Below are 26,522 nucleotides of genomic sequence, written 5' to 3' on the forward strand. Positions count from 1 at the left end.
TTAGACCGGCTCGACCACCACGGCGAGCCGGTCTTCGCCCACACGAGTGAGAACCAGGGTTGCCGTGCGCGGAGCAGGCGTGGAGCCGCCGGACTTCTGCTGCTTCTTCTTTTGACCCGACATCAGCAGTCGGCGCAGTTCCTCGGGCACCACATCGACACCGCGTTTCTTGATGTCGAGTCGCGTCATCGACTGCTCCTGCACCCAGCGGCGCAGCCCCTTGACGCTGTATGGCAGCACGTCCAGCACCCGGTAGCCGGTAGCGAACGGCGTAGACACGGGTTCATCGGCGCAGAAATAGGCGATGTGTTCGTCCAACATTCGCCCGCCCACCGAACCGAAGGTATCGGCCACCAGCTGTCGGATGAGCCCGGAACGGATCACCGCGGAATCAGGCTCGTATAAGTACCCGGCGATGCCCTCGCGCCCGGACACCGGCACCTCCGGGTCATCGTCGAAATCAGCGGCGCTGATCAGCTCGCTGGTGCTTCCTGCCGCATCGATCACCAATGCGCCGCGACGTACATCATCTCGACGCACCGCGTTGAACCACAGCACGGTTTCCAACAGTGACCCATCCACCGAGATCCACTGCGCTTCTGCGGTCTCCGGAATGGCTGCATGGGGTAGGCCCGGGCCCAATTTGACCCCCACTGGGGCTCCGGTGCCGGCCAGGCGCTCCACGAAGGACAGGGGAGGCGAGAACGCCGCGGGATCGAAGATTCGTGTCGAGCCCCCGGTGGTGTCTGCGCTGGAGCCATCGAGCACTCGCCGTGCCGGATCCAACCAGTACGCCTCCGGGCGTGAGCTCTCGTCCAGCCCGTCGTGCCAGTCCATCGCGTCGGCACAGATAACGGTGGCGTTCGGGAACGGCATGAGATTAATCATGGCCGCCGCCGCAGTGGACTCGTCCATCTCGACCGCGGTGACATTCAGATCCAGGGCGGCCATGGCTAGGGCGTCAGCGCCCAGTCCGCATCCGAGGTCTGCCACGGATGTCACCCCGGCGTCCTGGAATCGGTGAGCGTGCCGGGCCGCCACCGAGAGCCGGGTGGCTTGCTGTAAGCCGTCGTCGGTGAAGACCATGTGATCGGTGAACGGGCCGAATTTCTCCACCGCTCGGGACCGTAGCCGCAACTGGGTGAGCACCGCGGCCACGGTTTCTGGGTCGTGTCCCTCGCCGCGTAACTGGGTGGACCAGCGTAGGGCATCCTCGTCGCGGTAGGCGCGATGGTCGCCGAGCTCATCCGAGAGTCGCCGTAGCAGCTCCCACCCCTCGGGGCGCAATACGGGGGCAAGCGCCGAAGCGCCGGTGGTGGAGGAATCAGTCACCACTCCACGGTACCGCCGTCTGTAGCCGCTTAGGTGAACGCAACACTGGCACTCACCTTGACCGAGTGCTAAGTCTCGGCTTAGAGTCGGATTAGCACTCGAGCATAGCGAGTGACAAAGCCTTGAAGGACTAGCCATCCGGCACCCGCGACGACGGTTGGCTCGCCCCCGGCGCACAACAGATTTATGGAACTACAGAAGGAGAGTGCGGACATGGCCGTCTCTATCAAGCCCCTCGAGGATCGTATTGTTGTCCGTCCGCTGGAAGCCGAGCAGACCACCGCTTCCGGTCTGGTCATCCCGGACACCGCCAAGGAGAAGCCCCAGGAGGGCACCGTGGTGGCAGTGGGCCCCGGCCGCGTGGCCGACAACGGTGAGCGCATCGCCGTGGACGTGAACGAGGGCGACGTGGTGCTGTTCTCGAAGTACGGTGGCACCGAGGTCAAGTACGGCGGTGAGGAGTACCTGGTGCTCTCCGCTCGCGACGTGCTGGCCGTCGTCACCAAGTGACTCAGCAGCGCTGATTAAGACCACCTGAGAGCGGGCCCGGTCGGCCACCGGCCGGCTGGGCCGCTCTACTTCAGACGTCAGAACAGATTTAGAGGAGTAACAACACATGGCAAAGCAGCTGTTGTTCAACGACGACGCTCGCCGTGCGCTACAGGCCGGTATCGACAAGCTCGCCGATACCGTCAAGGTCACCCTCGGCCCCAAGGGCCGCAACGTGGTGCTCGATAAGGCCTGGGGCGCACCCAACATCACCAACGACGGTGTGACCATCGCCCGCGACGTGGAGCTTGAGGACCCTTACGAGAACATGGGTGCTCAGCTGGCGAAGGAAGTCGCCACCAAGACCAACGACATCGCCGGTGACGGCACCACCACCGCCACCGTGCTGGCCCAGGCTCTCGTGAACGAGGGCATGCGTCTGGTGGCCGCCGGTGCGGCCCCGAACGAGGTCAAGAAGGGCATCGAGGTGGCCACCGCCGCCGTCGAGAAGCGCCTGCAGGAGAACGCCCGCGACGTCGAAGGCAAGAATGTGGCCCACGTGGCCGCGATTTCGGCTCAGTCCGACGAGGTCGGCGAGCTGCTGGCCCGCGCTTTCGACACTGTCGGCGCCGACGGCGTGATCACCATCGAAGAGTCCTCCACGACCTCCACCGAGCTGGAGATCACCGAGGGTATGCAGTTCGACAAGGGCTACCTCTCCCCGCACATGGTCACCGACGCCGAGCGTCAGGAAGCCGTGCTGGAGGATGCCTACATCCTGCTGAACTCCGGCAAGATTTCCAACGTTCAGGAGTTCCTGCCGCTGCTGGAGAAGATCCTGCAGGAGAAGAAGCCGCTGTTCATCATCGCCGAGGACGTCGAGGGCGAAGCCCTGTCCACCCTGGTGGTCAACAAGCTGCGCGGCACCCTGAATGCCGTGGCCGTGAAGGCTCCGGGCTTCGGTGACCGCCGCAAGGCCATGATGCAGGACATCGCGATCCTCACCGGCGCACAGGTGGTCTCCCCGGATCTGGGCATGAAGCTGGATCAGGTCGGCACCGAGGTGCTCGGCTCTGCTCGCCGTATCACCGTGACCAAGGACAACACCACGATCGTCGAGGGTGCAGGCTCCGCGGACGACGTGGAGGCACGCGTGGCACAGATCAAGGCTGAGATCGACGCCACCGACTCTGACTGGGACCGTGAGAAGCTCCAGGAGCGCCTGGCCAAGCTGGCCGGCGGCGTGGGCGTCATCAAGGTCGGCGCTGCCACCGAGGTGGAGCTCAAGGAGCGCAAGGCCCGCATCGAGGATGCCGTGAACTCCACCCGCGCTGCTCTGGAAGAGGGCATCGTGGCGGGCGGCGGTACCGCACTGATCAACGCCCTGTCCGTACTGGACGAGGATGCTGATGTGTCCGCGCTCTCTGGCGATGCGGCACACGGCGTCGACGTCGTCCGTAAGGCCCTGGTGCAGCCGCTGCGCTGGATCTCCCTGAACGCCGGCGAAGACGGCTCCGTCGTGGTCTCCAAGGTGGCCCAGCTGGAGCCCAACCACGGCTTCAACGCCAAGACCGGCGTCTACGGCGACCTGCTCGCCGACGGCGTCATCGACCCGGTGAAGGTCACCCGCTCTGCCCTGCAGAACGCCGCCTCCATCGCGGCTCTGGTGCTGACCACCGAGACCCTGGTGGCTGACAAGGTCGAGGATGAGGACGAAGACTGATCCCCGCTGATCACGTTGAATCCCAGGTGACCGATTCTGGTCACTGATTCGCGCTCAATGCCCTGCTGGACCTGGTCCGGCAGGGCATTGTCGTGGGTAGGATGAAGACCATGTCGGAATTGCTGAACCTGCCTGCCTCTGCCCTCGACGCCTACCGTGGCGCGGTCCTCTCTATCGGACGCCAGCATCCGCTGGTCGAGGAGGAGCTCGAAGGCCAGCTCCAGCCACTGCATTACCCGGCTTCCCGGCACGACCGCGCCGAGTTTCTCGTCGAGCACGGGGAGACCATCAAGATCGCGGTGGCCACCGCCGGCAGCGGGGTCGACGCCATGATGCTGGACCGGCTGCCGCACCTCGAGGCCGTGATGAATTTCGGGGTCGGCTACGACGCTCACGACGTCGAAGGGCTCCGCGAGCGCAACATCCCGCTGTCGAACACCCCCGACGTGCTCAACGAATGTGTCGCCGACACCGCACTGGGGCTCTACCTCGACACCATGCGTCGCTTCTCCGCGGCCGACCGGTTCGTGCGCAGCGGAAAATGGCAGGAAGGGCCGTTCCCCTTCAGCACCCGAGCGCACCACCGCCGGGTGGGCATCCTCGGGCTCGGGCGCATTGGCTTCGATATTGCCCGCCGCTTTGAAGCCCTGAGCAGTGAAATCCACTACTGGTCCCGCCGCGCGAAGGACACCCCGGGCTACACCTACCATTCGACGCCGCGCGAACTCGCCGAAGCAGTCGACATCCTGGTGGTCGCTATAGTCGGTGGACCCGACACGGCCGGGCTCGTCGGCGCCGAAGTCCTTCAAGCTCTGGGGGACAACGGAGTGGTCATCAACATTGCACGCGGATCGGTCATCGACGACGAAGCACTCATCGTCGCGTTGCAGAACCGCACCATCACTGCTGCCGGTCTCGACGTGTTCGTCGACGAACCCAACGTTGATGACCGTTATCTCGAGCTGAACAACACTGTCCTCTACCCTCACGTCGGATCCGCCACTCACGAGACCCGCGAGGATATGGCGCGGCTGACCCTGGAGAACGTGCGCAGCTGGGTGACCAGCCGGACGCTGGTCACCCCGGTCTAGAAGACCAGGCTGAGTCCAAAGACCCCGATGATGCCCAGCACGGCCAGCACCGTGGTGTAAGTCGTACGCACCGCCAGCGCCTGCCCGACGCTGAGGTTGAAGTACTCCATGAACATCCAGAAGCCCGGATCGTTGACGTGGCTGAAGGCGATCGACCCGCACGCGGTCGCCAGGGCCATCAGTTCGGGTGAGGCACCGGTGGCAGCCACCAGGGGAGCGGCCACACCGGCAGCGGTGGCGACGGCAACCGTGGCTGAGCCCAAGGCGATGGGCAGCAGCGCCGCAATCACCCAAGCGAGCAGCAATGGGCTGAAATTCAAACCGCTGGTGGTCTCGGCAACGTAATCGGCTATGCCCGCCGTCTCCGTGCTAATGGCGCAGCTGTTGGTCATCGCCCCGATCTACCTCACGGTGTTCTCCTTCCTCTCCCGCCACCGGGCCGAGACGAAGGAGCCGCTGTGGAAGACGGTGCTGAAAGCAGTGGCGAATCCTGTGAGCATTGCCGCCGTCGTCGGCGCAGCGGTGTCACTGACTTCCTGGACGCCGCCAGAGGTGATCTGGCAACCCCTGGACATGCTGGGACACTCCTCGATTCCGCTGTTGTTGCTCATCTTCGGGATGAGTCTGCACGGGCAGAAGCCGTTCCGGAACCGAGAGATTTTCAGTGACCTGGTGTTGGGCAAGCTGACGAAACTGGCCCTGATGCCCACAGCGGCCTGGCTGCTGGGGCACTTCGTGTTTGGGCTCAGTGGGCTCGAGCTGTTCGGGGTGGTAGCCATGGCGGCACTGCCCACCGCGCAGAACGAGTTCCTCTTCGCATCCCAGTTTCGGCTGCCCACCTTGTTGGTGCGTGACACGATCTTCGCCAGCTCTTTTCTCTCGCTGCCGGTGATCCTCCTGATTACTCTGTTGCTGGCTCCCGGATAACGCTTGCAGAGTCACCGGGGTCACAGTGTGTCCTCACGTGACCGATCGGTCAGGTCGTTCAGCGTTTTCGGACTACGGTGCTGGCATGTCTTCAACTCGCACTGATATCCAACCCCGGCAGAGGACCCTGCCCGGGTGGATGACTAATTTCGGATTCCAGATCCTGGCCGCTCTCGTGCTCGGCGTCGTTCTCGGCCTGATGGCCCGCGCTGCCGGCCACACCGAGGAGACTCCGACCGGTCTGGGCACGACGCTGCAACTGATCGGCTCCAGCTACATCTCCTTGCTGCGCGCCGCGGTGATCCCGCTGGTGTTCTTCGCCGTCGTCGCCTCCATCGCCAACCTCGCGCAGGTCACCAACGCCGCCCGCCTGGCGTGGAAAACCTTGCTCTGGTTCGCCATCACCGCGTTCATTTCTGTGCTCATCGGCATTGCCATGGGCGCGATCTTCCAACCCGGCGTCGGCACCGGGCAGGAAGCCCCGGAGGAATACGCGGGTCGCACCGGCGACTGGCTGGCGTTCCTGCAGGGTCTCATCCCCTCCAATTTCCTGGGACTGTCGGCCTCGACCACTGCCGGTGACGATGGCACCATGACGACCTCGGTGTCGTTCAACGTGCTGCAGATCCTGGTGATCGCGATCGTCGTCGGTGTGGCCGCCTTGAAACTGGGCAAGAAAGCCGAGCCGTTCCTGGACTTCTCGCAGTCCACCCTGGCCGTGATCCAGAAGGTGCTGTGGTGGATCATCCGTATCGCTCCGATCGGCACCGTGGGTCTGCTCGGCAACGCGGTGGCGTCCTACGGCTGGACCACCATGGGCGCCCTCGGTACCTTTGTGCTCGCCATTTATGCCGGTCTGGCTATTGTGCTGCTGGTGCTCTACCCGGTGCTGGTGAAGGCCCATGGGCTGAGCATCCGCAAGTTCTTCTCCGGTGTGTGGCCCGCCTTCCAGCTGGGCTTCGTCTCCCGCTCCTCGATCGGCACGCTGCCGGTCACTCAGCGCGTGGCTGAGCGAAACTTCGGAGTGCCTTCCGGTTACGCTGCGTTCGCTGTGCCGTTGGGCGCCACCACCAAGATGGACGGCTGCGCTGCTATCTACCCGGCGATTGCCGCGATGTTCGTGGCCCAGTTCTTCGGTATCCAGCTGACGCTGGCCGACTACGCGCTCATCGTGGTGGTCTCCGTGCTTGGGTCGGCAGCGACCGCGGGCACCACCGGTGCCGTCGTGATGCTCACCCTGACCCTGTCCACGCTGGGGCTGCCGCTGGCCGGCGTGGGTCTGTTGCTTGCGGTGGATCCGATTGTCGACATGGGCCGCACCGCCGTGAACGTGGTGGGCCAGGCCCTGGTGCCGGCGCTGGTGTCGAAACAGGAGGGCATCCTGGATGAGTCACTCTACAACGCCAAGCATGCTGGCGTGGAGCTGATGAATGACGACGTTGAACTGGCCGAGCCAGAGACGCAGGACGTGGTCGACCACGCGCAGGACGAGCCGGTCGACGCCGAGCGCGTCGGCGCCGAAGCCGGATCGGCTCAGCGACCCAGCGTGTGACGCAGGGCCGAGGTCAGGTCCGGGTGCCGGAAACGGTACCCGGACCTTTCCAGCTCAGCCGGAGCAAGGCGTGCCGAACTCAGCGCCAGCTCGCGCGCTCCCTGACGGCCCAGCAGCACTGCCGGGGCGATGTTCGGGGTACGCAGCACAGTTGGTCGATGCAGAATATCGCCCAGCGTGGCGGCGAACTCGCGCTGCTGCACCGGCTGCGGGCTCACCGCGTTGACCGGTCCAGTGACCTCGGGCCGGACGACCGCCCACACGTAGATTTGCGCCAGATCATCCAGGGACACCCAAGGCTGCCACATCCCGCCCGAGCCCATCGGGCCACCGGCACCGGCCTGATACAGCGGCAGCTGGGCGGCCAATAGCCCGCCAGTGGAGGAAAGCACCAGCCCGGTGCGCACGGTGACGACTCGGATTCCTGCCTCGGCGGCACCGGAAGCCACCTGCTCCCACTGTCGACACACCGCGGCCAGAAAACCATCTCCACTGGGTGCGGTCTCATCGAGGTGGGCGGCATCCTCATCGTGAGCGCTCGCATCGTGACCGTAGAACCCCGAAGCCGAGGCGCTGATGAGGGTGTGTGGACCGCCCCGGTCGGCCACGGAACGCAGTGCGGTGACCAGGGTGGAAGTGGAGTCGACCCGGGACGCGAAGACCGTCCGGCGATGGGCTGCGGTGAAGGGGCCGGCGATCGAGGCTCCGGAGAGGTTGATAACCGCGTCGACGCCGATCAGTAAGGACGCATCGAGTTCGCCCTGCGCGGGGTCCCAGCTGATGTGGTGCTCGTCGATCCGACGGCTGGGGCCGGAATGGCGCACCAGGGTGATCACCCGGTGGCCGCCGGAGCGCAACAGCGCCGAGACTTGGGTTCCCACCAATCCGGAGGCACCGGTGATCGCCACCGTCAGGGGGTGATCAGTGGCAACCCGGGCCTGGAAATCCAGGTCGTCGCGCATCACTCGCGACCGGAAGGCCATGATCCGCTCGAGCTCGGCGTCGAAGCGGGCGGCGGCCCCGGGGATGCTTTCGATGGCGGCGGGAAGTTCATATTCGATCCGGTCCTCGATCCGGCACGACGCTTCCGGTTCGTCGTCGACAAACCCGTGCTGGTGAGTCCAGGAGCGCAGGGGACCGGACTCCATCACATCGGTGAACCCGTGCCCGGGCTCCCATGCGGTGTGCAGCGCCTCCCAGCGCACACCCGCACGACGGGCCAGCCGAGCCGAGGGTAATAGCGATACGAGCCCGGCTGGTCCCATCAGCAACCGGGCTCGGGACCCGGGATGCAGCCCCTGATCTGGTTCCTGCAACACCGTGGTCGACCAATCCGGACTCAACCGAGGCAACACTCCGCCGCGCTCGTGCCAGGCCGCAACGGTCTCACGGGAGTGGGGCACAGTGATCATGTGCTCGAAGAGGTGGCGACGCGGTGAATCTGCTGACATGGTGGCTCCGTTTCCGCTGGTGGGCGTGGCCCCAGGCTACTCGGTGATCCTGGCCACGTCGCGGTGTCACCATCGGTCACTCGGTTCAGTCGAAACCTCGCGGGGGAATACACTGGGTGCACCGCCATGTTGAGCTGAGCATCCGCACCCGGGCATGTAGATCGAAAGGCCATTTTTCTGTGAGCACCCCCACCTCTGGACCATCTCCCGATCCCGTCGCCCAGGCGGCTGACCCGTTCGGCTTCACCGGTCTCACCTATGACGACGTCCTGCTGCTGCCCAACGCCACCGACGTCATCCCCGCCGACGCTGAGACCACCACCCGGCTCACCCGGCGCATCAACATCAACGTTCCCGTCATCTCGGCCGCCATGGACACCGTGACCGAAGCCGGTCTCGCCATCGCCATGGCCCGCCAGGGCGGTATGGGTATCATCCACCGCAACCTCTCGATCGAGGACCAGGCCACCGAGGTGGACCGGGTCAAGCGCAACGAGTCTGGAATGATCATTGACCCGGTGACCGTCGGCCCCGAGGAAACCCTCGAGGAGCTCGAGGAACTCTGTGCCCAGTACCGCGTCTCCGGCCTGCCCGTCGTCGACGAGAACAAGGTGCTGCTGGGCATCGTCACCAACCGCGACACTCGCTTCATCCGCCGCGAAGAATTCGCCACCCGCACCGTGCGCACGGCCATGACCCCGATGCCACTGGTCACCGGCAAGGTCGGCATCTCTCGCGAAGAAACCGTGGAGCTATTCTCCACCCACCGCATTGAAAAGCTGCCACTGGTGGATGACCAGAACCGCCTGCAGGGGCTGATCACCGTCAAGGACTTCGACAAGGCCGAACAGTACCCCAACGCCGCCAAGGACGACGAGGGCCGACTGCGCGTCGGCGGCGCCGTCGGTTTCTTCGGCGACGGCTATGACCGGGCCATGGCGCTGGTGGAAGCCGGCGCGGATGTCCTCGTCGTCGACACCGCCAACGGCCACACCCAGGGCGTGCTCGACATGATCGCCCGCCTGAAGAAAGACCCGGCTTCGGCCCACGTCGACATCATCGGCGGCCAGGCAGCCACCTACGCCGGCGCCAAGGCTATCGTTGACGCCGGGGCCGACGCCGTGAAGGTGGGTGTGGGCCCGGGCTCGATCTGCACCACCCGCGTCGTCGCTGGCGTGGGTGTGCCGCAGATTACTGCGATCTATGAAGCCTCCAAGGCCACCATCCCCGCGGGTGTTCCCCTGATCGCCGACGGCGGTCTGCAGCACTCCGGCGACATTGGCAAGGCCCTAGTGGCCGGCGCTGACTCCGTGATGCTGGGTTCGCTGCTGGCCGGCACCGCTGAGTCGCCCGGTGATCTGGTCTTCTACAACGGCAAACAGTTCAAGGCCTATCGCGGCATGGGTTCGCTGGGTGCCATGCAGACCCGCAATGGACAGCGATCCTTCTCCAAGGACCGCTACTTCCAGGCCGATGTGCCCACCGAAGACAAGCTGATCCCCGAAGGCATCGAGGGCCAGGTGCCCTACCGCGGTCCGCTCTCAGCGGTGCTGCACCAGCTGGTGGGCGGCCTGCGCCAGACCATGTTCTACACCGGGGCACGAACGATCGACGAGCTCAAGCGCGATGGCCGATTCGTGCGCATCACTCCTGCGGGTCTGAAGGAATCCCACCCGCATGACATCATGATGACGGTGGAAGCGCCGAACTACCGCGCCCGCTGACCCTACGGGAAGCCTAAGGAACGAGAAGCACTGTGAGCTATGAAGTGGAGATCGGCCGCGGCAAGCGCGGCCGTCGTGCCTATGCCCTGGACGACATCAACATCGTCCCCACCCGCCGCACCCGCGGTCCGGAAGACGTCAACCTGGATTGGCAGATCGACGCTTTCAACTTCGGCATGCCGGTGATCGGTGCGCCGATGGACTCGGTAATGTCACCGGCCACCGCCATCGCGCTGGGCAAGCTCGGCGGCATGGGCGTGCTCAACCTTGAGGGGCTGTGGACTCGCTACGAGAACCCCGAGCCGGTTCTCGAAGAGATCGCGGCGTTGAACGCCGAGCAGTTCTCCCCAGAGAACACCGCCCGGCTTCAGCAGCTCTACTCCGCGCCGATTCAGCCGGAACTGATCAGCCAGCGCATCGCCGAAATCCGTGACGCCGGTGTGGTGGTCGCCGGGGCCCTGACCCCGCAGCGCACCCAGGAGCACTACCGCACGGTGATCGACGCTGGCGTGGACATGTTCGTCATTCGCGGCACCACCGTCTCCGCCCAGCACGTCTCCGCCACCCAGGAGCCCCTGGATCTCAAGCAGTTCATTTACGAGCTCGACGTTCCCGTTATTGTCGGCGGCGCGGCCGGCTACATTCCGGCGCTGCATCTGATGCGCACCGGTGCCGCCGGTGTGCTCGTCGGCTTCGGTGGCGGAGCCTCCTCCACCACCCGCCGCGCCCTGGGTGTGCGTGTGCCGATGGCGACGGCTATATCGGACATCGCCGAGGCCCGACGCGACTACATGGATGAGTCAGGCGGGCGCTACGTGCACGTCATCGCCGACGGCGGACTGGGTAACTCCGGCGACATCGTCCGGGCGCTGGCCATGGGCGCCGACGCCGTCATGCTGGGTGCTACACTCGCTCGCGCCGAGGAAGCCCCCGGGGCCGGCTGGCACTGGGGCGCCGAAGCAGCACACCCGACCCTGCCGCGCGGCGACCGCACCCAGGTGGGCACCGTCGGCACCCTGGAAGAGGTCCTGGTGGGCCCCACCCACCACACCAACGGCACCGCAAACCTGATGGGTGCCCTGGCCCGGGCTATGGCCTCCTGCGGCTACACCGAGCTCAAGGAATTCCAGAAGGTCGAGGTCCAGGTGGCCTCGCCTCCGCAGTCCTGACCGTCGTCCACTTACGAGAGAGAAGAGCAGCCCGATCAAGGATCCCGCGTGCTGAAAACCGCCCTGAAACCCCAGTGGATCGGCTTCCTGATCCTCGCGATCGTCGTGTCCACGGTGTTCGTGTTCCTCAGCCGGTGGCAGTTTGAGCAATCTGTCTCCACGGCGCCGCCGCCGCTGAGCCAGACGGAGACCCCGGTCGAGCTCACCGAGCACTTCGAACCGGGCGAACCGCTGATGGGCGCCCAGGCCGACCAGATCGTTACCTTCACCGGTACGGTGGATGCGGCCAGCACGGTCGTCATCGAAAATCGGCTCCGCGACGGCGAAACCGGCTACTGGCTGGTGGCCCTGGCCGATGTGGACGACGCCCCCGGAAACTACGGGATCCCCGTGGTCTGGGGCTGGAGTGCAGAGCCGCCGGCCGCGGATTCCGAAGCCCAGCTACGTGAGCTGTTCACCGAAGCCACCGGAGTGGACGCATCGAGCACCACGGTAGAGGTCACCGGACGGCTGCTGCCTCCCGAAGGCCCCGTAGCCGGTGCACTGGACCGCTCCGTCACACCGATGACCAACTCCGCGGTGGCGACTTCTGAACTGGTCAACATCTGGAACCAGCCGCTCTACGCCGCCTACATTGCCGCCAGCAGTTTCGCCCCTATCGGTGCTGATGGCTCCGCCGGCGAGACGCTGGAAGCCGACGGTACCGCCGGCATCGAGCAGGTATTGGTGGCCCCGCAGCCGCAGGAGCAGGAAGTCGTCTGGCTCAACATCTTCTACGCCATCGAATGGATCATTTTCGCCGGCATGGCGCTGTACCTGTGGTGGCGGTTCATGCGCGACGACCACCTGAAAGACCGGCGCGAGGAACTGCTCGACGAAGAATGGGAGCGCCAGTGGCGCGCCCGCGAGTTGGAACGACGTCGAGCTGAAGCACGTGCTGCCAAAGCAACCGCCGAAAAGGCAAATCACCAGTTTCACAGCGAGACCGCCCCGAACCAGGAGGACCGATGAGCCACCAGCAATCAGAACCGGTGAACCCGGCCGAGTTGCCCGATCCGGAGCAGATCACCGAAGCCGACCTGCCGCCGGCACCGCCGCGTCCCAGCGGCACCCAGCGCCGATTCGGCGGCACCAACCGGCAGATTCGCGGGGCGCTGACCTTCTACAAGATCTGCGCCTGGCTCACCGGTATTTTGCTGCTGCTTCTGGTGGCCGAAATGGTGCTGAAGTACGGGTTCAACCTGGAGCTCTTCGCCGGCGGCACCCGGGTCGGCCTGGAGGACGCCTCTGCCGCCGGTGCCTCCAACGTGCTCGGTTTCCACCCGGCCGGGGAGATCGTCGACGGGATCAACATCTCCCTGCTGATCCTCATCGTCCACGGTTGGATGTACGTCGTCTACCTGTTGGCCAGTTTCCGCCTCTGGTCGCTGATGCGTTGGAACGGGATGCGCCTGCTGCTGATGGCCGGTGGCGGCGTGGTGCCTTTCCTGTCGTTCATCGTCGAGAAGCAGATCCACCGGCAGACCGTGGCCGAAGTCCAAGCCCACCCCGAGGCCGTGCGCCGCTACTAGCGGGCCCGTTCAGAGAATCCTCGAGCACCGACTATTCTGGAAGCCGTGATGACCGCCGCAGATAATCCTCAGATCTCCGCCGATTTCCCCACCGTGTTGGTGGTCGACTTCGGCGCCCAGTACGCACAGCTGATTGCCCGCCGTGTGCGAGAAGCCCGCATCTACTCCGAAGTGGTGCCGCACACGCTGTCCGCTGAAGAGATTCTCTCCCGACGCCCGGCCGCGCTCATCCTCTCCGGCGGACCCTCCTCGGTGTACGAAGACGGCGCCCCACGCCTGGACCCGGCCCTGCTCGAGGCCGGGGTGCCCGTGCTGGGCCTGTGCTACGGCTTCCAGTCCATCGCGGCGGCACTGGACGGCACCGTGGCCAAGACGGGAGCCCGCGAATACGGCTCCACCCGCTTGCAGGAGATCTCAGGGGAGTGCACGCTCTTCGCCGGGCAGGACGCCGATCAGGTGGTGTGGATGTCCCACGGCGACGCCGTCACCGAGGCGCCGGAGGGCTTTGCCGTCACCGCCAGCACTGCTGGCGCCCCCGTCGCCGCGTTCGAAGATACGGACCGGCGAATTTTCGGCGTGCAGTGGCACCCCGAAGTGGGCCACTCCGACCGCGGCCAGCAGGTGCTGGAGAACTTCCTGTACCAGGGGGCCGGACTCACCCCGACCTGGACCACCACCAACGTCATCGACGAGCAGGTCGCTCTGATCCGCGAACAGATCGGGGAGCACCGGGCCATCTGCGGTCTCTCCGGCGGCGTCGATTCGGCGGTTGCCGCGGCTTTGGTCCAGCGCGCCATCGGTGACCAGCTCACCTGCGTGTACGTCAACCACGGGCTGATGCGTCAGAACGAATCCGACGAGATCGAGAAGGCTTTTGGCAAAGCAACGGGCGGGGCCAAACTCGTGATGGTCGACGCCGAGGACGTGTTCCTGGACGCCCTGGCCGGCGTCACCGACCCGGAAACCAAGCGCAAGATCATCGGCGAAAAGTTCATCCGCACCTTCGAGCAGGCTCAGGCCGATATTGTGCTGGCCTCGCAGAACGACCCGAACGCCACCGACGTGAAGTTCCTGGTGCAGGGGACTCTGTACCCAGATGTCGTCGAATCCGGTGGGGGAGAGGGCACCGCCAACATCAAGTCCCACCACAACGTGGGCGGACTGCCCGATGACATCGAATTTGAACTCTGCGAACCGCTGCGCGCCTTGTTCAAGGACGAAGTCCGGGCTGTCGGCTCGGAGCTGGGACTGCCCGACGAGATCGTGATGCGCCAGCCCTTCCCCGGACCGGGACTGGGCATCCGCATCATCGGCGAGGTCACCAAGGAACGCCTGGACCTGCTACGTGAAGCCGATGCCATTGTGCGCGAAGAGCTCACCGTGGCCGGGCTGGACCGTGAGATTTGGCAGTGCCCCGTGGTCCTGCTCGCAGATGTGCGCTCCGTGGGCGTCCAGGGCGACGGTCGCACCTACGGCCACCCGGTCGTGTTGCGCCCAGTGACCTCGGAAGACGCGATGACCGCCGACTGGGCCAAGGTGCCCTACGACGTGCTCAGCCGCATCTCGAACCGCATCACCAACGAGGTGGACGGCATCAACCGCGTCGTGCTGGACGTGACCTCGAAGCCTCCGGGCACCATCGAGTGGGAGTGATTCGGGCGGTTCGGACTGTGAATTCACACCGAACCGGCCGAATCCTCATGTCGTCACCAGGTTTTCGGGGCACGGTGGGTCACACTATTCTGTGAGCACAACTGTGTGCACGCCGAACCGGTGACCCTCCGGAGGCGGCGAATGGCAGAGGAAGGACGACTGTGAGCCACTCGGACGACCGCACCCCCCAGGCAGACTCCACCGAACCGGTCGAGGACGCCCCCGCGGCAGCCCAGACGGACGTCACGGACGCCACCAGCGCCGAGCCGGACACCGGTGGAGAAGTTACCGCCGGCGCCCCGTTACCCGAAGACCTCGAAGCCGACGCCGCCGCTGAATCCGACACGGCCGAGTCTGCCGAGGCGGAATCAGAGTCCGAGGTGGACTCCGAACCTGAGCCCGCCGCCGAGGAAGAACCCAGCGCGCCGCAACCGAACGAGCCCCGGTTCAGCTTCGATGAGTGGCTCACCGGGCTGCGCACCTCCACCAGTTCCGACACCATGCTGCGCTTCGGCCCGACGGCGAACAATAGCATCGACGTCACCCACGCCCACCCCTCCGGGCTCACCCAGTTCGTGACCGGGCGCCGCACCCGGCTCTCCACGCTGCTGCGCGATCAGAGCGGTCTGGACCAGGCCTACGTTGCCGCCCGGCAGATCAGCGCCAAAATGGAAGAGCTCTCCGCCGATCGCGGCATCGACGTCGGCTACGCTGCAGCGGGCCTGGCCACCTGGCGGGTCTCCGAAAACGGGCATTCCGTGCAGATGTCGGCGCCGGTGATGCTGGCCCGGATCAGCCTCACCCAGCGTTCCGGACGTGACGACTACGAAGTCCAGATCACCGAACGCGCCCGGCTGAACCCGGCCCTGGTGCGCTTCTTCGCCACCACCTACGGCATCACCCTGGACCCGGCAGAATTTGAGCGTGCCGCCTACGTCACCGCGAAGTTCGAGCCGCAGCCGGCCCTGGAGCTGCTGCGCGCCCACAACTCGTCAATCCGCGGGCTCGTGGTCGAACACCGCCTCGTGCTCTCCACCTTCGCCGACCTCACCGACTCCGCCTCGGCCACCTCGCAGCTGATCTCCACCGACCACCCGGTCATCAACGCCCTGTACCGCGACGGTGCCGAAGCCGACGTCGACGTCACCGAGCTCGACGACGCCGCCCTGACTCCGATCGACGAGCGCGACCCGGCCGAGGAACTGCTCGTGCTCGACCTGGATCCCTCGCAACAGACGGCGGTGGACCATATTCTGGCCGGGCGTTCCCTCGTGGTCTCCGCCCCTCCCGGCACCGGCGAAACCCAGACCGCCGTCGCCGCTGCCGCCGGGCTGGCCGCCGAGGGCAAGCGGGTGCTCATCGTGGCCGAACGCACCGCCACCCTGGATGACGTGCGCCGTCGCCTGGAACGTCTCGACCTCGCCAGCCTGGCGCTCAACGTCTCCTCGTCCACCACCCCGGCGCACCTGCGCGAGCAGCTCATCCACGCCCTCCTGCGCGGCGAGCGGGCCACCGAGCCGGCTGTGAAGCGCGTGCAGGCCACCGTGCAGGAGCGCCGCCACCGCTTGGCTGACCACAGTGCCAGCCTGCACCAGGTGCGCACCCGCTGGAACTGCTCGCCCTTCGAAGCGATGCGCGAACTGGCCCAGCTCACCGCCCTAGACCCGGCCCCGGCCACCACGGTGCGGCTGAAACGCTCGGTGCTGGATGCCACCGTGAACCGCGAGGCCGTCGCCGAGCAGCTCCACCGAGCCGCCGAGCTGGGTGCCTTCTCCCGCCAGGCCGTCGAGTCGCCCTGGTACGGGGCGCGGTTGCGCAACGTCCAGGAGGCCGAAGAGGCGTACACCCTGGCCGAACAGGTGGCCAAAGCGCTGCCCGTGGTGCGGGTGAAGATCCAACAGGCAGCCGCCCAGTCGCAGCTGCGCACCGGCGACACCGTGACCTCCTGGTCGGAACAGATCGAGTTGCTCCAGCACGTGCGCGGTTCCCTGGACCACTTCACCCCGGATATTTTCGACCGGCCCGTCACCGACTTGATCGCCGCCACCGCGTCGAGTTCCTGGCGCCGCGAACACGGGGTGGAAATGTCGGCGATGACCCGCTCCCGGCTGCGTCGTGTGGCGAAGGAGTACGTGCGCCCCGGTATGCACGTGGACGACCTGCACACCGCCCTGGTCAAGGTGCAGTCGCAGTTGACCGTGTGGCGGCAGTGGGCCACCTCCCAGCGCCACCCGGTGATCCCCTCCGGGCTGGAATCCCTGGCCGAGGAGGGCCGCGCTCTCGCCGAGAACCTGGAACGGCTCCAGCAAGTATTGGCCACCCCCGAAGCCGACACGCAGCGGCTGGAGAACCTGCCGATCAGCGAGCTGGCCGTGCTGCTGGACCGGCTGGTGGCCGATCAGGACACGCTGCAGACCCTGCCCGAGCGCACACTGGTGCTGGATCAGCTGCGCGAACAGGGCCTGGCAGAACTGCTCGCCGATTTCCAGGACCGCGAGATCCCCGCAACCCAGGTGCGCGCGGAACTCGACGTCTCCTGGTGGCAGTCCGCCCTGGAAGCCATGATTTCTGGGGACGACCACTTGGCGATGATGGACGGTGCCGAACTGCGCCGCATCGACGCCGAATTCCGGCTCGCCGACGCCGCCCACCTCGCCGCTGGCCCGTCACGATTGCGGCACCTGCTGGCCACCCGGTTCGAGGCGGCCACCGGTTCTCACCCGGAAGCGGCCGATGCGCTGCGGAACCTGCTCAAGGGCGGGGCGCCGGAGATCTCGGAGCTGGCCGAGATCGACGCCGCCGTGTTGCAGCCGCTGGTGCCGATCTGGACCACCTCCCCGCTGGCCCTGGCGGAAATGCCGGCCGACCTGCGCTTCGACACGGTGCTGCTGCTTGACGCCGAAACCCTGGCGGTCGCTTCCGCGCTGGGGCCGATCGCCCGCGCCACCCAGACCGTGGCCTTCGGCGACGCCGTCTCCGGGCGCCCGCAGCCTTTCCAGGTGGCGGTCGATTCAGCCTCCACCCGGCGCACCCCGACGGATGCCGAGTCCACGCACGCCGCCCTGTCACGGGTGCTGCCCCAGGGGCCGTTGCGCTACCAGCATCGCGGGGTCTCCCAGCGGCTCACCCGGCTGTTGGGCCGCCAACTCTACGGCGAGCTCGACCGCCTGCCGTCCGCCGAGGAATTCACCGGGCTGGGGGAGCCCGCCGTCGTCGTCGAGCACGTGCCCCAGGGGGCGGTCTCCTGGCGCGATGACGGTATGGAATCCACCACCGCAGAGGTCAACCGCACCGTGGACCTGGTGTTTGAGCACCTGAAGAACCACCCGACCACCTCGCTCGCGGTGATCACCGCCACCGCCACCCATGCTCGACGGGTGGCCGAGGCGATCCGGATGAACCTGCCCGACAATAAGTGGGCCATGCCGTACTTTGCGGCTGACTCCGGCAACGGCGGCGAGCCTTTCGTGGTGGCGCCGATGGAGCGCGCCCACGGGCTGGTCCGCGACGCCATCATCTTCACTCTGGGCTACGGTCGCGGGGCGCAGGAATCGGTGGTGCACCACTTCGGTCCGCTGTCCGAGCAACACAGCCACCAGTACTACGCCACCGCGCTGACCCGGGCCCGGTCCAGCCTGCGGATTCTGACCTGCATTCACCCCGCTGACCTGGACCCGAAGCGGCTGCAGGGCGCCTCCTATCACCTGCGCGAGGTGTTGGAGATGTTCCTGCACGACGCCGATGAGCCCACGCGCACCGAGGCCGGTGCTGGTACTGATGCTTCCGCATCGGATCCGTTGATTCACGACATCGCTCAGCTGCTCGACCAGCGCGGGGCCACCGCCGAGGTGGACGGCGCCGGGATGATCGACCTAGCCGCCTGGAACCCGCGCGGACTGCCGCAGTGGGACGGGGCCGAATCTGAGGACTATGCCGCCCCGGTGGCGCTGTCGTCGGATGGCTCCGAGCGGGGCCGGGCGATGAGCGTGCGCGAGCGGTCCCGGTTGCGGCCGGCCGCCCTGGAACGGCTGGGCTGGCGACATCAGCCACTCTGGACGATCGACGTGTTCTCGAACCCGCTGGGTGTGACCGAGGAGATCGCCGGGCTGTTGGGCCTCCCCGCCGACGACGGGGAAGCCACGCGCTGATGAACCGAGAATCGGGGGAGCCTCCGCGCCCGCGCCGGTCGCGCCGCGTGGATGCTCCCGGCACCGGGCCTGCCGAGGCCGACCATGCAGAGCCGCGTCTGGGCCCGGAGGCGACGGACGCGGCTCCGCCGCGCAAACCAGCCGAGCGTCCCATGCAGACCTTGGGTGCGCTGAGCGAGCGGGATCGCTGGTTACTCGAGCAGCGACCCCCGCACTGGGGCTAAGCCCGGGGAATCACGACGTGCTGGTGGCGGCCTTCGTTGAACTGGAGGTGCTGGAAGAACTCGATGAACCGGTAGAGCTCGACGAGCTGCTCACGGAGCTGGACGACGACGATCGGGAATCGGTGCGGTAGAAGCCGGAACCCTTGAAGCTGACCCCCACAGCACCGAACTTTTTGCGCAGCGTACCCTGGCATTCGGGGCAGACGGTCAGCGCGTCGTCGGTGAAGGACTGCACGGCGTCGAAGGTGTGACCGCAGTCTTTGCAGGCGTAAGCGTAGGTTGGCACGGCGATGGCTCCTCGAGATCTCCTCAGTGCTCCGTTCGGACACTCCAGTGTAGTCCCTCCGGGGTGAGCACCGCGTCCGTGGGACGGTCCATCTCGTCCCGCGGCACTCGCTCCACCAGTTCATGGGTGTACACCACCGCCACCGTGAGCGGTGTCGGCTCCGACAGCTGCGCCAAAAACCGGTCGTAGTAGCCGCCGCCCTGACCCATCCGGTACCCCGCGGGGTCTACCGCCTGCGCGGGCACGAACACGACGTCGACCCGGCTCATCAGCTCCACCCCGAACCGCTCGCCCACCGGCTCTTCGATCGGTGCCACCGCGGAACGTTCCATCGCCACCGATGGGAACCAACGCACCCAGCCCAGCTGTCGCTGCGGCAGACTCACCGGAACATACACCTCAACCCCCTCGGCTGCCAGGCGCGCGTGCAACTGACCGGTATCGGGTTCCGCGCCGTAGCTCATCACCGAGGCCACCCGGCCGTGCCAGGGCTGCCCCGTGTTCTCCGCCTGCTGCTTCCGCTCGGCCAACAACTTGAGCGCGCCGTCGGTCAGCGCGGCCGACTGCGCGGCACGCTCGAGCGCGGGCAGCTCGCGGCGTCGTCGTCGATACTCTTGGCGGAACCCGGTTTTCTCTGCGTCCGTCATGGTGACCTCTCAAGCGATGCGTCTGTTTCAACGGTGCCGGTGGGGGTGACTATGCTCGAGTATATGAGTCGAGACGCCGGACCGTTCGACCATCTCTCCGGGGCGTGGCCGGTCACGCTCGAGCACGGTGAGCTGGTGCTGCGTCCCTTTCGCGCCCGTGACCGGGACGAATGGGACGCGGTGCGCCAGCGCAATGCAGCATGGCTCACCCCCTGGGACGCCACCACCCCGGACCCCTCCCGCGCCCCGCGGTCATTCCGGGAGATGGTGCGCACCCTGAATCGCGACGCCGCCGCCGGGGGCGGGTATCCGTGGTTGTTGTGTCTGCGCGACGACGACGCCCCGGTGGGTGCCCGGCCGCGGATCATCGGCCAACTGGTGGTCTCCCATGTCATGCGCGGGGCCGCGCAGTCGGCCAGCATCGGCTACTGGATCGACCGAGATGTGGCCGGGCGCGGACTGATGCCGCGTGCCGTGGCCATGGTGGTGGACTACCTGTTCAGCCGGGCCGGGCTCCACCGGGTGGAGATCAACATTGTGCCCCGCAACGGGCCCAGCCACCGGGTGGTGGACAAGCTCGGCTTCCGTCACGAAGGGGTGCGCCGGAACTACCTGCACATCAACGGCGCCTGGGAAGATCACGACACGTACGCCCTCACCCTGGAGGACGTGCCACCGGGCGGGCTGCTGGCCCAGCTGCGCAGATGATCCGCTCGCCGATTCTTGGCCTGATTCTGGCCCAAACTCAGCGACACACCCGGATGAATCACAACGGTGTGATTCGCAGTGAGTACCGTTGAGACGTGGACCATCGTATTCGGGAACTGGAAGAGTCGCTCGCTTCGGCGCTCGGCGCGCTTCCGGACGTCCGCGTCCCCACCGCCATGCTGGTGCTGGTGGCCGTGCTGACCTGGATGCTGTTGGTCTCCCGACAGGAACTGCAGATCGCACCGAGTCTGCGCGACCGGGTGGTACGACGACGTCGCCAGTGGGCGTCTCGCATGGAACGCCGCGCTGAGACTCGGTCCCGGCCGAGCACGTCCACCCCAGGCAGCATCCGGAGGAACACCATGGCACCGAGTACCCCGCACCGTTCCGCATCGACGGAAGGGCACGCCGAAGGCCCGACCCCGAGAATGACTGTGCGCTGGGGCCGCACCGCCGTCTTCCTCGTGGCGGTGCTCGCCCTGGGTACCTTCCTGGTGACCGGAATCGCGTCTGCCTTTGGTGCCGCCACCGTGACCGTGGCCGGGATCTCTCTGCTGGTGGGCGTGGGGTCGCTGGCCACCCTGCGCGGACTCGCCCTGCGCGATCAGCGCCGTCGTCGTGCCCAACGCGTGGAAGACGCTTTCGCTGAGGCCGCCAACACGAGTCAGCCCGTGCACGTCCGGACGGCGCCTGCGGGGACTGCTGAAAACGTCGTCACGCACCGTGATGCCCCCGTCTTCGACTATCAGCCGGAGACCGTTGCCCCCGAATCTGCAGAGCGCGATGCCGACACTGCGGCAGCGATGCAGGCCGCGGAGGCTACCGCGCGGCCAGTCGCGACCGCGGAGACCGACTCTGAGGGCTCCCTCGAGGGCGCCGCGGAAGACGAACGTCCGGCCGTGGCCCGAGTGCCGCGTCCCATGTACCTCGATGCCGCCGAGGTGACCCGTCCGGAGCCGGAGCCGATCGAGCCCGAAGCCGAGCCGGTGGTGTCCCCGAACGTGCAGCTCAAGGACGGCGTCTCCGCCGAATACCAGGCACAGCTGGCCGCGCGCGCCCACCGCCGCCTCGATTTGGACAAGGTGCTTGAACGCCGTCGAGCCATCTGATCCCGGCCTCCACCCCGGGGATCTCGACACGGTACTGGGACGTCTGCTCGGACGCCTCGGCCACACCCTGAACCGATGGAGCCTGCGCGAGGTCGATCGCACCGGGTCCGCTACCACCCTGCTCATCGAAGCCCATGTGCGCACCGGTGGGTCCGGCGAGACGGAACGCCACGTGGGGCTCACCACCGCGGAGCTGCCCGCGGGCACCGTGGCCGGCACGGACATCCTGCACGGAATCCGCTGGTCGCTCTGGATGCATCCGCATGATCCCCGGTTGCCCGGACTCGCCCGTGCCGTCGACCCGGAACCTCTGCGCCGCCTGATCGGTGCTGAACCCCTGTTTGAGCCCCTGTTGGCGTTACGGATGATCAGCTACCGGCCGCTACGTCGAGCGGTCCTGCGTGCGGATGTGGGTGCTACCGCCCAGACCCCGGCGCGCAGTATCTACCTGAAGGTGTTGCCCGACGACGTCGCAGCAGCCACCGTGGTGCGCCACCGGCTACTCAGTGAGGCGGACGTGCCCGTGGCCCCGGTACTCGCCGCACCCGAACTCGGGATGGTGGCCTTGGGGGGTCTGGCCGGCCGCTCGCTGGCCTCGCGCCTGGTGCACCACCGTACCCGCGAGGACGACGCGCAGCAGATTCTCGGCGTGTTGGATCGGCTGCCCGCCACGGTGCTGGACCTGCCGACCCGCCCAAGCTGGGCCGCACGCCTGAGCGATCTCGCCCCGCGCACCCACCCGCTACTGACCGACCAGCAACGCCGCTGGGACACCGTGCTGGAAAAGATTCACTCCGGGCTGCAACGGCAGGATCCGGGCCCGTTGGTGCCCGTGCACGGGGATCTCTACGAGGCGCACTTACTGTTCGACGGGGGAGCGCTCTCCGGGTTGCTCGACGTAGACGAGGTGGGCCCCGGGCACCGAATCGATGACGCCGCCTGCCTGCTGGCGCACCTGTCTGTGCTCCCCACCGTGGATCCCCGCTACCGGAACGCGACCACGGAGCTGCGGGAGCGGCTGTCCGCCTCGATCACCGGACCGGCGGCCGGGTCGGACGCGGTGTCACCGCACGACCTGGCGCTGCGCACCGCCGCGGTGGTGTGCACCCTGCTGCCGCCGGACCCGGTGCTGAGGGGTACTCCGCGCGCCGAAGCCGCCCGGCATCATGCCCGCGAACTGGCCCTGCAACGCCTGCAGATCATCGAATCTCTGGTCGCGCCACCGCACTAGGGCTGCGGTGCATCGGAGTCGCCTGCGCCGTCGGTAGGGTCGGGGTTTTCGGCATCGTCATCAGTCAGCTCTGCGGCAATCTCTTCGGCGCGCTGCTTGGCTTCGGCGGCACCCGGCTCATCCTCGGTGAGTTCCAGCGCTTGGGCCAGGCCCAGCCAAGCCGCCATGCGTACCGACGCCGCGGTCGAGCCATCGTCGGCCAGCAACCGGAACAGCGAGGCGGCTTCGTAGGCTTTGCTCTGTTCCAGCAGCACGTGGGCGGCGAACAGCTCCGCCTGCTGGGCGGCGGTGCGATCATTGGAGGCAGCGTACAGATCAGCCGCGGTCAGCGCGGTGGAGACCGCCGCCGGGCCGTCGTGCAGCGCCCAGAGCGCCCGGGCCCGGGTATCGGTGTAGTCGGCGTGATGCCAGTCGGCGGAGGCGGATTTCGCGAGTTCAATAGCTTCGTCCAGCAGTCGCACGCCGTCGGTGTCGCCGCGTTCGGAAAGCACATGGCCCAGGGCGTGCAGGGCTTGGGGGAGTACCCCGGCCTCGGAACGCTCCAGCCGGCGGGCGATTTCCACGGCCCGGGTCAGCCGGACCACGGCTTCGTCTTGGCGCTGTTCGCGGGAGAGCAGCGCCCCGGTGGCCAGCTGCACGCGGGCGGCCTCCTCCAGGAAGTCCAGTTCGGTGAAGAGGTCGGCGGCGCGGTCCCAGTGCTCGAGGGTCTCCTGCGCGCGGTCCTGGTGCCGCAGGGCGTGCCCCAAATCCACCAGCGCCCGACCCAGGGCGATCGAATCGTCCATAATTTCGGCACGGCGCACCAGACCCGTGAGCACCTCTTCGGCCTCGCGGAAATCCTCCACCTCCAGCAGCTGGTGCCCCAGAGCCAGACCGAGCGCAATGGACTCCGAGATCTCGCCCTGCTCCGCTTGCTGCATGGCCAGCCGCCAGGCCAGCACGGCTTGGTGGTTCTGCCCGGCGGTCTGACTCACGGTGGCCAATAGTCCGGCAGCGGAGGCAGCCCCGGGGCGCACGCCCAACCGGGCGTAGAGCTCGCAGGAGCGCAGCGCATATTCGGCGGCATCGTCCCAGGAGCCTGACTGCTGGGCCACCACGGCGCGCACCATCCACATCGCGGCCCGCACCGCACGGTTGCAGCCCGACTCCAGCAGCTCGGTGGCGGTGGCGGCCGCGGCGTCGCCGTCCTGATGCATCAGCAGTACGTGGGCCAAGAACATGGTGACCGAAATGCGCTGACCCGAGGACACCACGGCGTGGGCGGCGACCCGGGCATCCAGGGCGCGCAAGGCTTCGCGTAACAGGTCGACGGCTTCTTCGGCCCGCTGTTCTTCCACTCGGGCCACCGAGAGGGCGACCAAGGCATCCACCAACACGGTGTCACGGGGGTCGACGTCGCGCTCCTGCTCCACCACCCCGGCCAACACGGAGGCATCGAACGACTCCGGTTCGCGCAGCAACATGGCCCCGAGCTGCACTTCCAGTTCCGCCTGATGCGGCTGGCCCACTTCGCGCAGCACGGCCGCACGGGCGCGGATCGCATCCTCCGGGTTCTCGCCGGAGGCGGCCAGCACGGTGGCCAGGGTGCGGTACAGGGCCAGGCGGTGTTCGGGGCGCTCGCTGCCCGGGGCCTTGAGCCCGGATTGCACGGCGCGCCGGGCCCGGGGCTGATCGTCGGCATAAGCGGCCTCATGGGCCAGATCCAGCCAGCCCGGCGCGGTATCCGCCGTCTCCTGACTCCACAGCGGGGCCTCATCGATGCTGCGCAGTAAGCCGTTCAGGCGGGTGGACACCTCTCCGGCGGCGGAATCGTCGGGCGCGCCGGTGCGGTTCTGTGGCTCGGTCATGGTCATCCCAGTCTAGTGCGTCGTCACAGCCGGGATCGACCCCGAGAGCTACTAGACTGTGCCCATGACCTTCGACTGGCGTCCCGGAGCCTATGCCCTGATCGTGCGCGACGACGCGATCCTGCTCAGTCTCTGGGATGGACCGGTCGAGAAGGTGTGGACGCTACCCGGGGGTGGCATCGAATTCGGCGAACAGCCCGAGGAAGCCTGTCGGCGCGAAGTTTCTGAAGAAACCGGCTACCAGGTGCGGCTCGACTCCCTGCTCAGCGTGTCCACCTACACCATTCCGGCCGAGCAACGGCTGAGCGCCGAGGGCCGCGCCCTGATGATGCACCGCACCCTCTACACCGCCACGGTGGTTTCCGGGGACCTGCGGCCAGAAACGGACGGATCCTCCATCGACGCCGCCTGGTTCCCGCTGTCAGAGCTGGGTCAGCACCGGCACTCCACGTTCGTCAGCTACGCCCTGGCCCAGCTCGAGAACCGGACGGTGCCCAGCGAATGAGTGCGACGGTTCCCGCACCGGCCCGACTGCTGGTCCTGGCCGGACTCAGTACGCTGCTGCTCGCCGGATGCGCCGGCGAACCCGAGCCCGAACCCTCAGCCGAGCCGGCACCCACCCTGCACATCGCCGCCGCCCCGGCCGCCCTGGATCAGGCGGTGGGGCACGCCCTGGCCGAGTATCTGCGCGATCAGGGTGCCACTGTGACCGTCAACACGGTGGCTGAGCCCTGGCGCTCGCAGTCCGGCACCGACATCGCCGTCGTGAATTCGCTTGCCCTGGCCGCGGCCGAGCACACCGACTCCAGCGGCTCCACGGATGACGAGTTTTCCGTGTCCACGGACGTTGAGACCTACCTGGAGGATTCCGGACAAGAGGTGCTCGCCGAAACCCCGGGGACCCTGCGGCTGAACCTGGTGACCAGCGTCGCCACCGCGAGCTTCTACGGGCTCGAATCCGTCTCCGATCTGGACCCGGAGCAGCGTGGCTCCGCCGGCCAGGGTGTGCTTGACGGGCTCACCGATTCCGGGGAACCCGAACGCTCGGAAGTCACCGCCAACAACATCTGTCCCGAACTCGACTGGAGTGTGGGCGCCGTGGCCCCTGCACTGGCCGGCCTCGTCGTCGAGAACCTGGAGGACCTGGGCTGCACGGTCGACGCCCCCTCCGACGGCGAGGCCGCTCCCAGCTCCACCACTGATCCCACCGCCGCCACCGTCGAGCACCTGCTCACGACCCCCGACGCCGCCGGGCTGCTCTATGGGGCCGACCCGCGCATCGCTGACCTTGGATTCGCTACCCTGCAGGATTCCGAGCAGCTGCTGCCCGAAGGCCGGTTCCTCATTCTTGGCGATGCCGACGCCCTCAATACCGCCACCGAGTCGATCGGTGAGCCGGTCCCCAACGCCGTCTCCACGCTGGCCTCCCGACTCGACGGCGAACAGCTCACCGAGCTCACCCGCATTCACCAGCACGCCGACTCTGCCGCCTTGGACCTCGACGCTGCCACCACCGCCCGCTATTGGTTGTTCGACCAGCAGCTCATTGACGCACCCGATGGCTGGTTCTAGCCGTCCGCGTTTGACAGAATCAACACGATGCCGCGCGCATCACCGCCCCCCCACGTCCGAAGCGAGAA

Annotated in this window: 23 protein-coding genes; 17 read left to right on the plus strand and 6 right to left on the minus strand. The window is 67.0% G+C overall.

The window, feature by feature from the left end; all coding sequences use genetic code 11:
- Entirely contained in the window at positions 1-1,332 is a 1,332-nt protein-coding gene (locus O1A05_RS08190) for a THUMP-like domain-containing protein (RefSeq protein WP_270104746.1), read from the minus strand.
- Positions 1,333-1,545: 213 nt separating this feature from the next.
- Here O1A05_RS08190 and groES point away from each other — a divergent pair, with 213 nt between their 5' ends.
- From groES to O1A05_RS08205, 3 genes are all read left to right on the plus strand, one after another.
- On the plus strand, positions 1,546-1,842 hold the full coding sequence (groES, locus tag O1A05_RS08195; protein ID WP_270104747.1) for a co-chaperone GroES: 297 nt from the start codon (positions 1,546-1,548) through the stop codon (positions 1,840-1,842).
- Positions 1,843-1,948: 106 nt separating this feature from the next.
- Positions 1,949-3,544: a chaperonin GroEL gene (gene groL, locus O1A05_RS08200; protein ID WP_270104748.1), complete on the plus strand. Its 1,596-nt coding sequence runs from the start codon at positions 1,949-1,951 to the stop codon at positions 3,542-3,544.
- Positions 3,545-3,654: 110 nt separating this feature from the next.
- Positions 3,655-4,635 carry a 2-hydroxyacid dehydrogenase gene (locus tag O1A05_RS08205; protein ID WP_270104749.1) on the plus strand — a complete coding sequence of 327 codons (981 nt, stop codon included), beginning with the start codon at positions 3,655-3,657 and terminating at the stop codon, positions 4,633-4,635.
- Here the strand turns inward: O1A05_RS08205 and O1A05_RS08210 are convergent.
- Positions 4,632-5,027: a GntT/GntP/DsdX family permease gene (locus O1A05_RS08210; RefSeq protein WP_270104750.1), complete on the minus strand. Its 396-nt coding sequence runs from the start codon at positions 5,025-5,027 to the stop codon at positions 4,632-4,634. The genes O1A05_RS08205 and O1A05_RS08210 overlap by 4 nt on opposite strands.
- Between O1A05_RS08210 and O1A05_RS08215 the strand changes: the two genes are divergently transcribed.
- Both O1A05_RS08215 and O1A05_RS08220 read left to right on the plus strand, forming a co-directional pair.
- Positions 5,008-5,562, plus strand: coding sequence for an AEC family transporter (locus tag O1A05_RS08215; RefSeq protein ID WP_270104751.1), 555 nt, complete (start codon positions 5,008-5,010; stop codon positions 5,560-5,562). The two genes, O1A05_RS08210 and O1A05_RS08215, sit on opposite strands and share 20 nt — an antisense overlap.
- Positions 5,563-5,647: 85 nt before the next feature.
- The gene (locus O1A05_RS08220; RefSeq protein ID WP_270104753.1) at positions 5,648-7,114 is read left to right on the plus strand and encodes a dicarboxylate/amino acid:cation symporter; all 1,467 of its coding nucleotides are present in this window, start codon (positions 5,648-5,650) and stop codon (positions 7,112-7,114) included.
- Here the strand turns inward: O1A05_RS08220 and O1A05_RS08225 are convergent.
- Entirely contained in the window at positions 7,096-8,565 is a 1,470-nt protein-coding gene (locus tag O1A05_RS08225) for a TIGR01777 family oxidoreductase (protein WP_270104754.1), read from the minus strand. The two genes, O1A05_RS08220 and O1A05_RS08225, sit on opposite strands and share 19 nt — an antisense overlap.
- A 179-nt stretch (positions 8,566-8,744) precedes the next feature.
- On the opposite strand from O1A05_RS08225, the gene guaB reads away from it, so the two are divergent.
- The 7 genes from guaB (at position 8,745) to O1A05_RS08260 (ending at position 19,054) form a co-directional block, all read left to right on the plus strand.
- Complete coding sequence (gene guaB / locus O1A05_RS08230) at positions 8,745-10,289, plus strand: IMP dehydrogenase (protein WP_270104755.1); 1,545 nt, start codon at positions 8,745-8,747, stop codon at positions 10,287-10,289.
- A 32-nt stretch (positions 10,290-10,321) separates the two neighbouring features.
- A complete protein-coding gene (locus O1A05_RS08235) occupies positions 10,322-11,458 on the plus strand; it encodes a GuaB3 family IMP dehydrogenase-related protein (protein WP_270104756.1) in 1,137 nt (378 codons plus the stop codon).
- A 48-nt stretch (positions 11,459-11,506) separates the two neighbouring features.
- A complete protein-coding gene (locus O1A05_RS08240) occupies positions 11,507-12,469 on the plus strand; it encodes an SURF1 family protein (RefSeq protein ID WP_270104757.1) in 963 nt (320 codons plus the stop codon).
- Entirely contained in the window at positions 12,466-13,029 is a 564-nt protein-coding gene (locus O1A05_RS08245; protein ID WP_270104758.1) for a DUF3817 domain-containing protein, read from the plus strand. The genes O1A05_RS08240 and O1A05_RS08245 overlap by 4 nt, the downstream gene beginning before the upstream one ends.
- A gap of 48 nt (positions 13,030-13,077) precedes the next feature.
- Entirely contained in the window at positions 13,078-14,682 is a 1,605-nt protein-coding gene (gene guaA, locus O1A05_RS08250) for a glutamine-hydrolyzing GMP synthase (protein ID WP_270104759.1), read from the plus strand.
- A 161-nt stretch (positions 14,683-14,843) separates the two neighbouring features.
- A complete protein-coding gene (locus tag O1A05_RS08255) occupies positions 14,844-18,830 on the plus strand; it encodes an AAA domain-containing protein (protein WP_270104760.1) in 3,987 nt (1,328 codons plus the stop codon).
- Positions 18,830-19,054: a hypothetical protein gene (locus O1A05_RS08260; RefSeq protein WP_270104761.1), complete on the plus strand. Its 225-nt coding sequence runs from the start codon at positions 18,830-18,832 to the stop codon at positions 19,052-19,054. Before O1A05_RS08255 ends, O1A05_RS08260 begins: the two co-directional genes overlap by 1 nt.
- Before the next feature lie 10 nt (positions 19,055-19,064).
- On the opposite strand, the gene O1A05_RS08265 is transcribed toward O1A05_RS08260, so the two are convergent.
- The gene (locus O1A05_RS08265; RefSeq protein ID WP_270104762.1) at positions 19,065-19,340 is read right to left on the minus strand and encodes an FmdB family zinc ribbon protein; all 276 of its coding nucleotides are present in this window, start codon (positions 19,338-19,340) and stop codon (positions 19,065-19,067) included.
- A 23-nt stretch (positions 19,341-19,363) separates the two neighbouring features.
- Positions 19,364-19,987 (minus strand): 5-formyltetrahydrofolate cyclo-ligase, encoded by a 624-nt coding sequence (locus tag O1A05_RS08270; RefSeq protein ID WP_270104763.1) that lies wholly within the window; start codon positions 19,985-19,987, stop codon positions 19,364-19,366.
- Between the two features lie 63 nt (positions 19,988-20,050).
- Between O1A05_RS08270 and O1A05_RS08275 the strand changes: the two genes are divergently transcribed.
- The 3 genes from O1A05_RS08275 to O1A05_RS08285 all read left to right on the plus strand — a co-directional run bounded on the left by O1A05_RS08275 (position 20,051) and on the right by O1A05_RS08285 (position 23,035).
- The gene (locus O1A05_RS08275) at positions 20,051-20,695 is read left to right on the plus strand and encodes a GNAT family N-acetyltransferase (RefSeq protein WP_270104764.1); all 645 of its coding nucleotides are present in this window, start codon (positions 20,051-20,053) and stop codon (positions 20,693-20,695) included.
- Positions 20,696-20,790: 95 nt separating this feature from the next.
- Positions 20,791-21,804, plus strand: a complete 1,014-nt coding sequence (locus tag O1A05_RS08280; protein ID WP_270104765.1) for a hypothetical protein — start codon at positions 20,791-20,793, stop codon at positions 21,802-21,804.
- The gene (locus tag O1A05_RS08285) at positions 21,782-23,035 is read left to right on the plus strand and encodes an aminoglycoside phosphotransferase family protein (protein WP_270104766.1); all 1,254 of its coding nucleotides are present in this window, start codon (positions 21,782-21,784) and stop codon (positions 23,033-23,035) included. The genes O1A05_RS08280 and O1A05_RS08285 overlap by 23 nt, the downstream gene beginning before the upstream one ends.
- Here the strand turns inward: O1A05_RS08285 and O1A05_RS08290 are convergent.
- Positions 23,032-24,882: a tetratricopeptide repeat protein gene (locus tag O1A05_RS08290; RefSeq protein ID WP_270104767.1), complete on the minus strand. Its 1,851-nt coding sequence runs from the start codon at positions 24,880-24,882 to the stop codon at positions 23,032-23,034. The two genes, O1A05_RS08285 and O1A05_RS08290, sit on opposite strands and share 4 nt — an antisense overlap.
- Before the next feature lie 64 nt (positions 24,883-24,946).
- On the opposite strand from O1A05_RS08290, the gene O1A05_RS08295 reads away from it, so the two are divergent.
- Both O1A05_RS08295 and O1A05_RS08300 read left to right on the plus strand, forming a co-directional pair.
- On the plus strand, positions 24,947-25,387 hold the full coding sequence (locus O1A05_RS08295) for an NUDIX hydrolase (protein WP_270104768.1): 441 nt from the start codon (positions 24,947-24,949) through the stop codon (positions 25,385-25,387).
- The gene (locus O1A05_RS08300) at positions 25,384-26,454 is read left to right on the plus strand and encodes a hypothetical protein (protein ID WP_270104769.1); all 1,071 of its coding nucleotides are present in this window, start codon (positions 25,384-25,386) and stop codon (positions 26,452-26,454) included. The genes O1A05_RS08295 and O1A05_RS08300 overlap by 4 nt, the downstream gene beginning before the upstream one ends.
- Positions 26,455-26,522: the final 68 nt, after the last annotated feature.

It is taken from the genome of Citricoccus sp. NR2 (assembly GCF_027594385.1).
Classification (GTDB): domain Bacteria; phylum Actinomycetota; class Actinomycetes; order Actinomycetales; family Micrococcaceae; genus CmP2.

What these genes read in the sequence shown, in the direction of transcription:
- groES (WP_270104747.1), top strand. Translation starts at nt 1,546, where the DNA reads ATGGCCGTCTCTATCAAGCCCCTCGAGGATCGTATTGTTGTCCGTCCG.
- groL (WP_270104748.1), top strand. Translation starts at nt 1,949, where the DNA reads ATGGCAAAGCAGCTGTTGTTCAACGACGACGCTCGCCGTGCGCTACAG.
- O1A05_RS08205 (WP_270104749.1), top strand. Translation starts at nt 3,655, where the DNA reads ATGTCGGAATTGCTGAACCTGCCTGCCTCTGCCCTCGACGCCTACCGT.
- O1A05_RS08215 (WP_270104751.1), top strand. Translation starts at nt 5,008, where the DNA reads ATGGCGCAGCTGTTGGTCATCGCCCCGATCTACCTCACGGTGTTCTCC.
- O1A05_RS08210 (WP_270104750.1), bottom strand. Translation starts at nt 5,027, where the DNA reads ATGACCAACAGCTGCGCCATTAGCACGGAGACGGCGGGCATAGCCGAT.
- O1A05_RS08220 (WP_270104753.1), top strand. Translation starts at nt 5,648, where the DNA reads ATGTCTTCAACTCGCACTGATATCCAACCCCGGCAGAGGACCCTGCCC.
- O1A05_RS08225 (WP_270104754.1), bottom strand. Translation starts at nt 8,565, where the DNA reads ATGTCAGCAGATTCACCGCGTCGCCACCTCTTCGAGCACATGATCACT.
- O1A05_RS08245 (WP_270104758.1), top strand. Translation starts at nt 12,466, where the DNA reads ATGAGCCACCAGCAATCAGAACCGGTGAACCCGGCCGAGTTGCCCGAT.
- guaA (WP_270104759.1), top strand. Translation starts at nt 13,078, where the DNA reads ATGACCGCCGCAGATAATCCTCAGATCTCCGCCGATTTCCCCACCGTG.
- O1A05_RS08260 (WP_270104761.1), top strand. Translation starts at nt 18,830, where the DNA reads ATGAACCGAGAATCGGGGGAGCCTCCGCGCCCGCGCCGGTCGCGCCGC.
- O1A05_RS08270 (WP_270104763.1), bottom strand. Translation starts at nt 19,987, where the DNA reads ATGACGGACGCAGAGAAAACCGGGTTCCGCCAAGAGTATCGACGACGA.
- O1A05_RS08275 (WP_270104764.1), top strand. Translation starts at nt 20,051, where the DNA reads ATGAGTCGAGACGCCGGACCGTTCGACCATCTCTCCGGGGCGTGGCCG.
- O1A05_RS08290 (WP_270104767.1), bottom strand. Translation starts at nt 24,882, where the DNA reads ATGACCGAGCCACAGAACCGCACCGGCGCGCCCGACGATTCCGCCGCC.
- O1A05_RS08295 (WP_270104768.1), top strand. Translation starts at nt 24,947, where the DNA reads ATGACCTTCGACTGGCGTCCCGGAGCCTATGCCCTGATCGTGCGCGAC.
- O1A05_RS08300 (WP_270104769.1), top strand. Translation starts at nt 25,384, where the DNA reads ATGAGTGCGACGGTTCCCGCACCGGCCCGACTGCTGGTCCTGGCCGGA.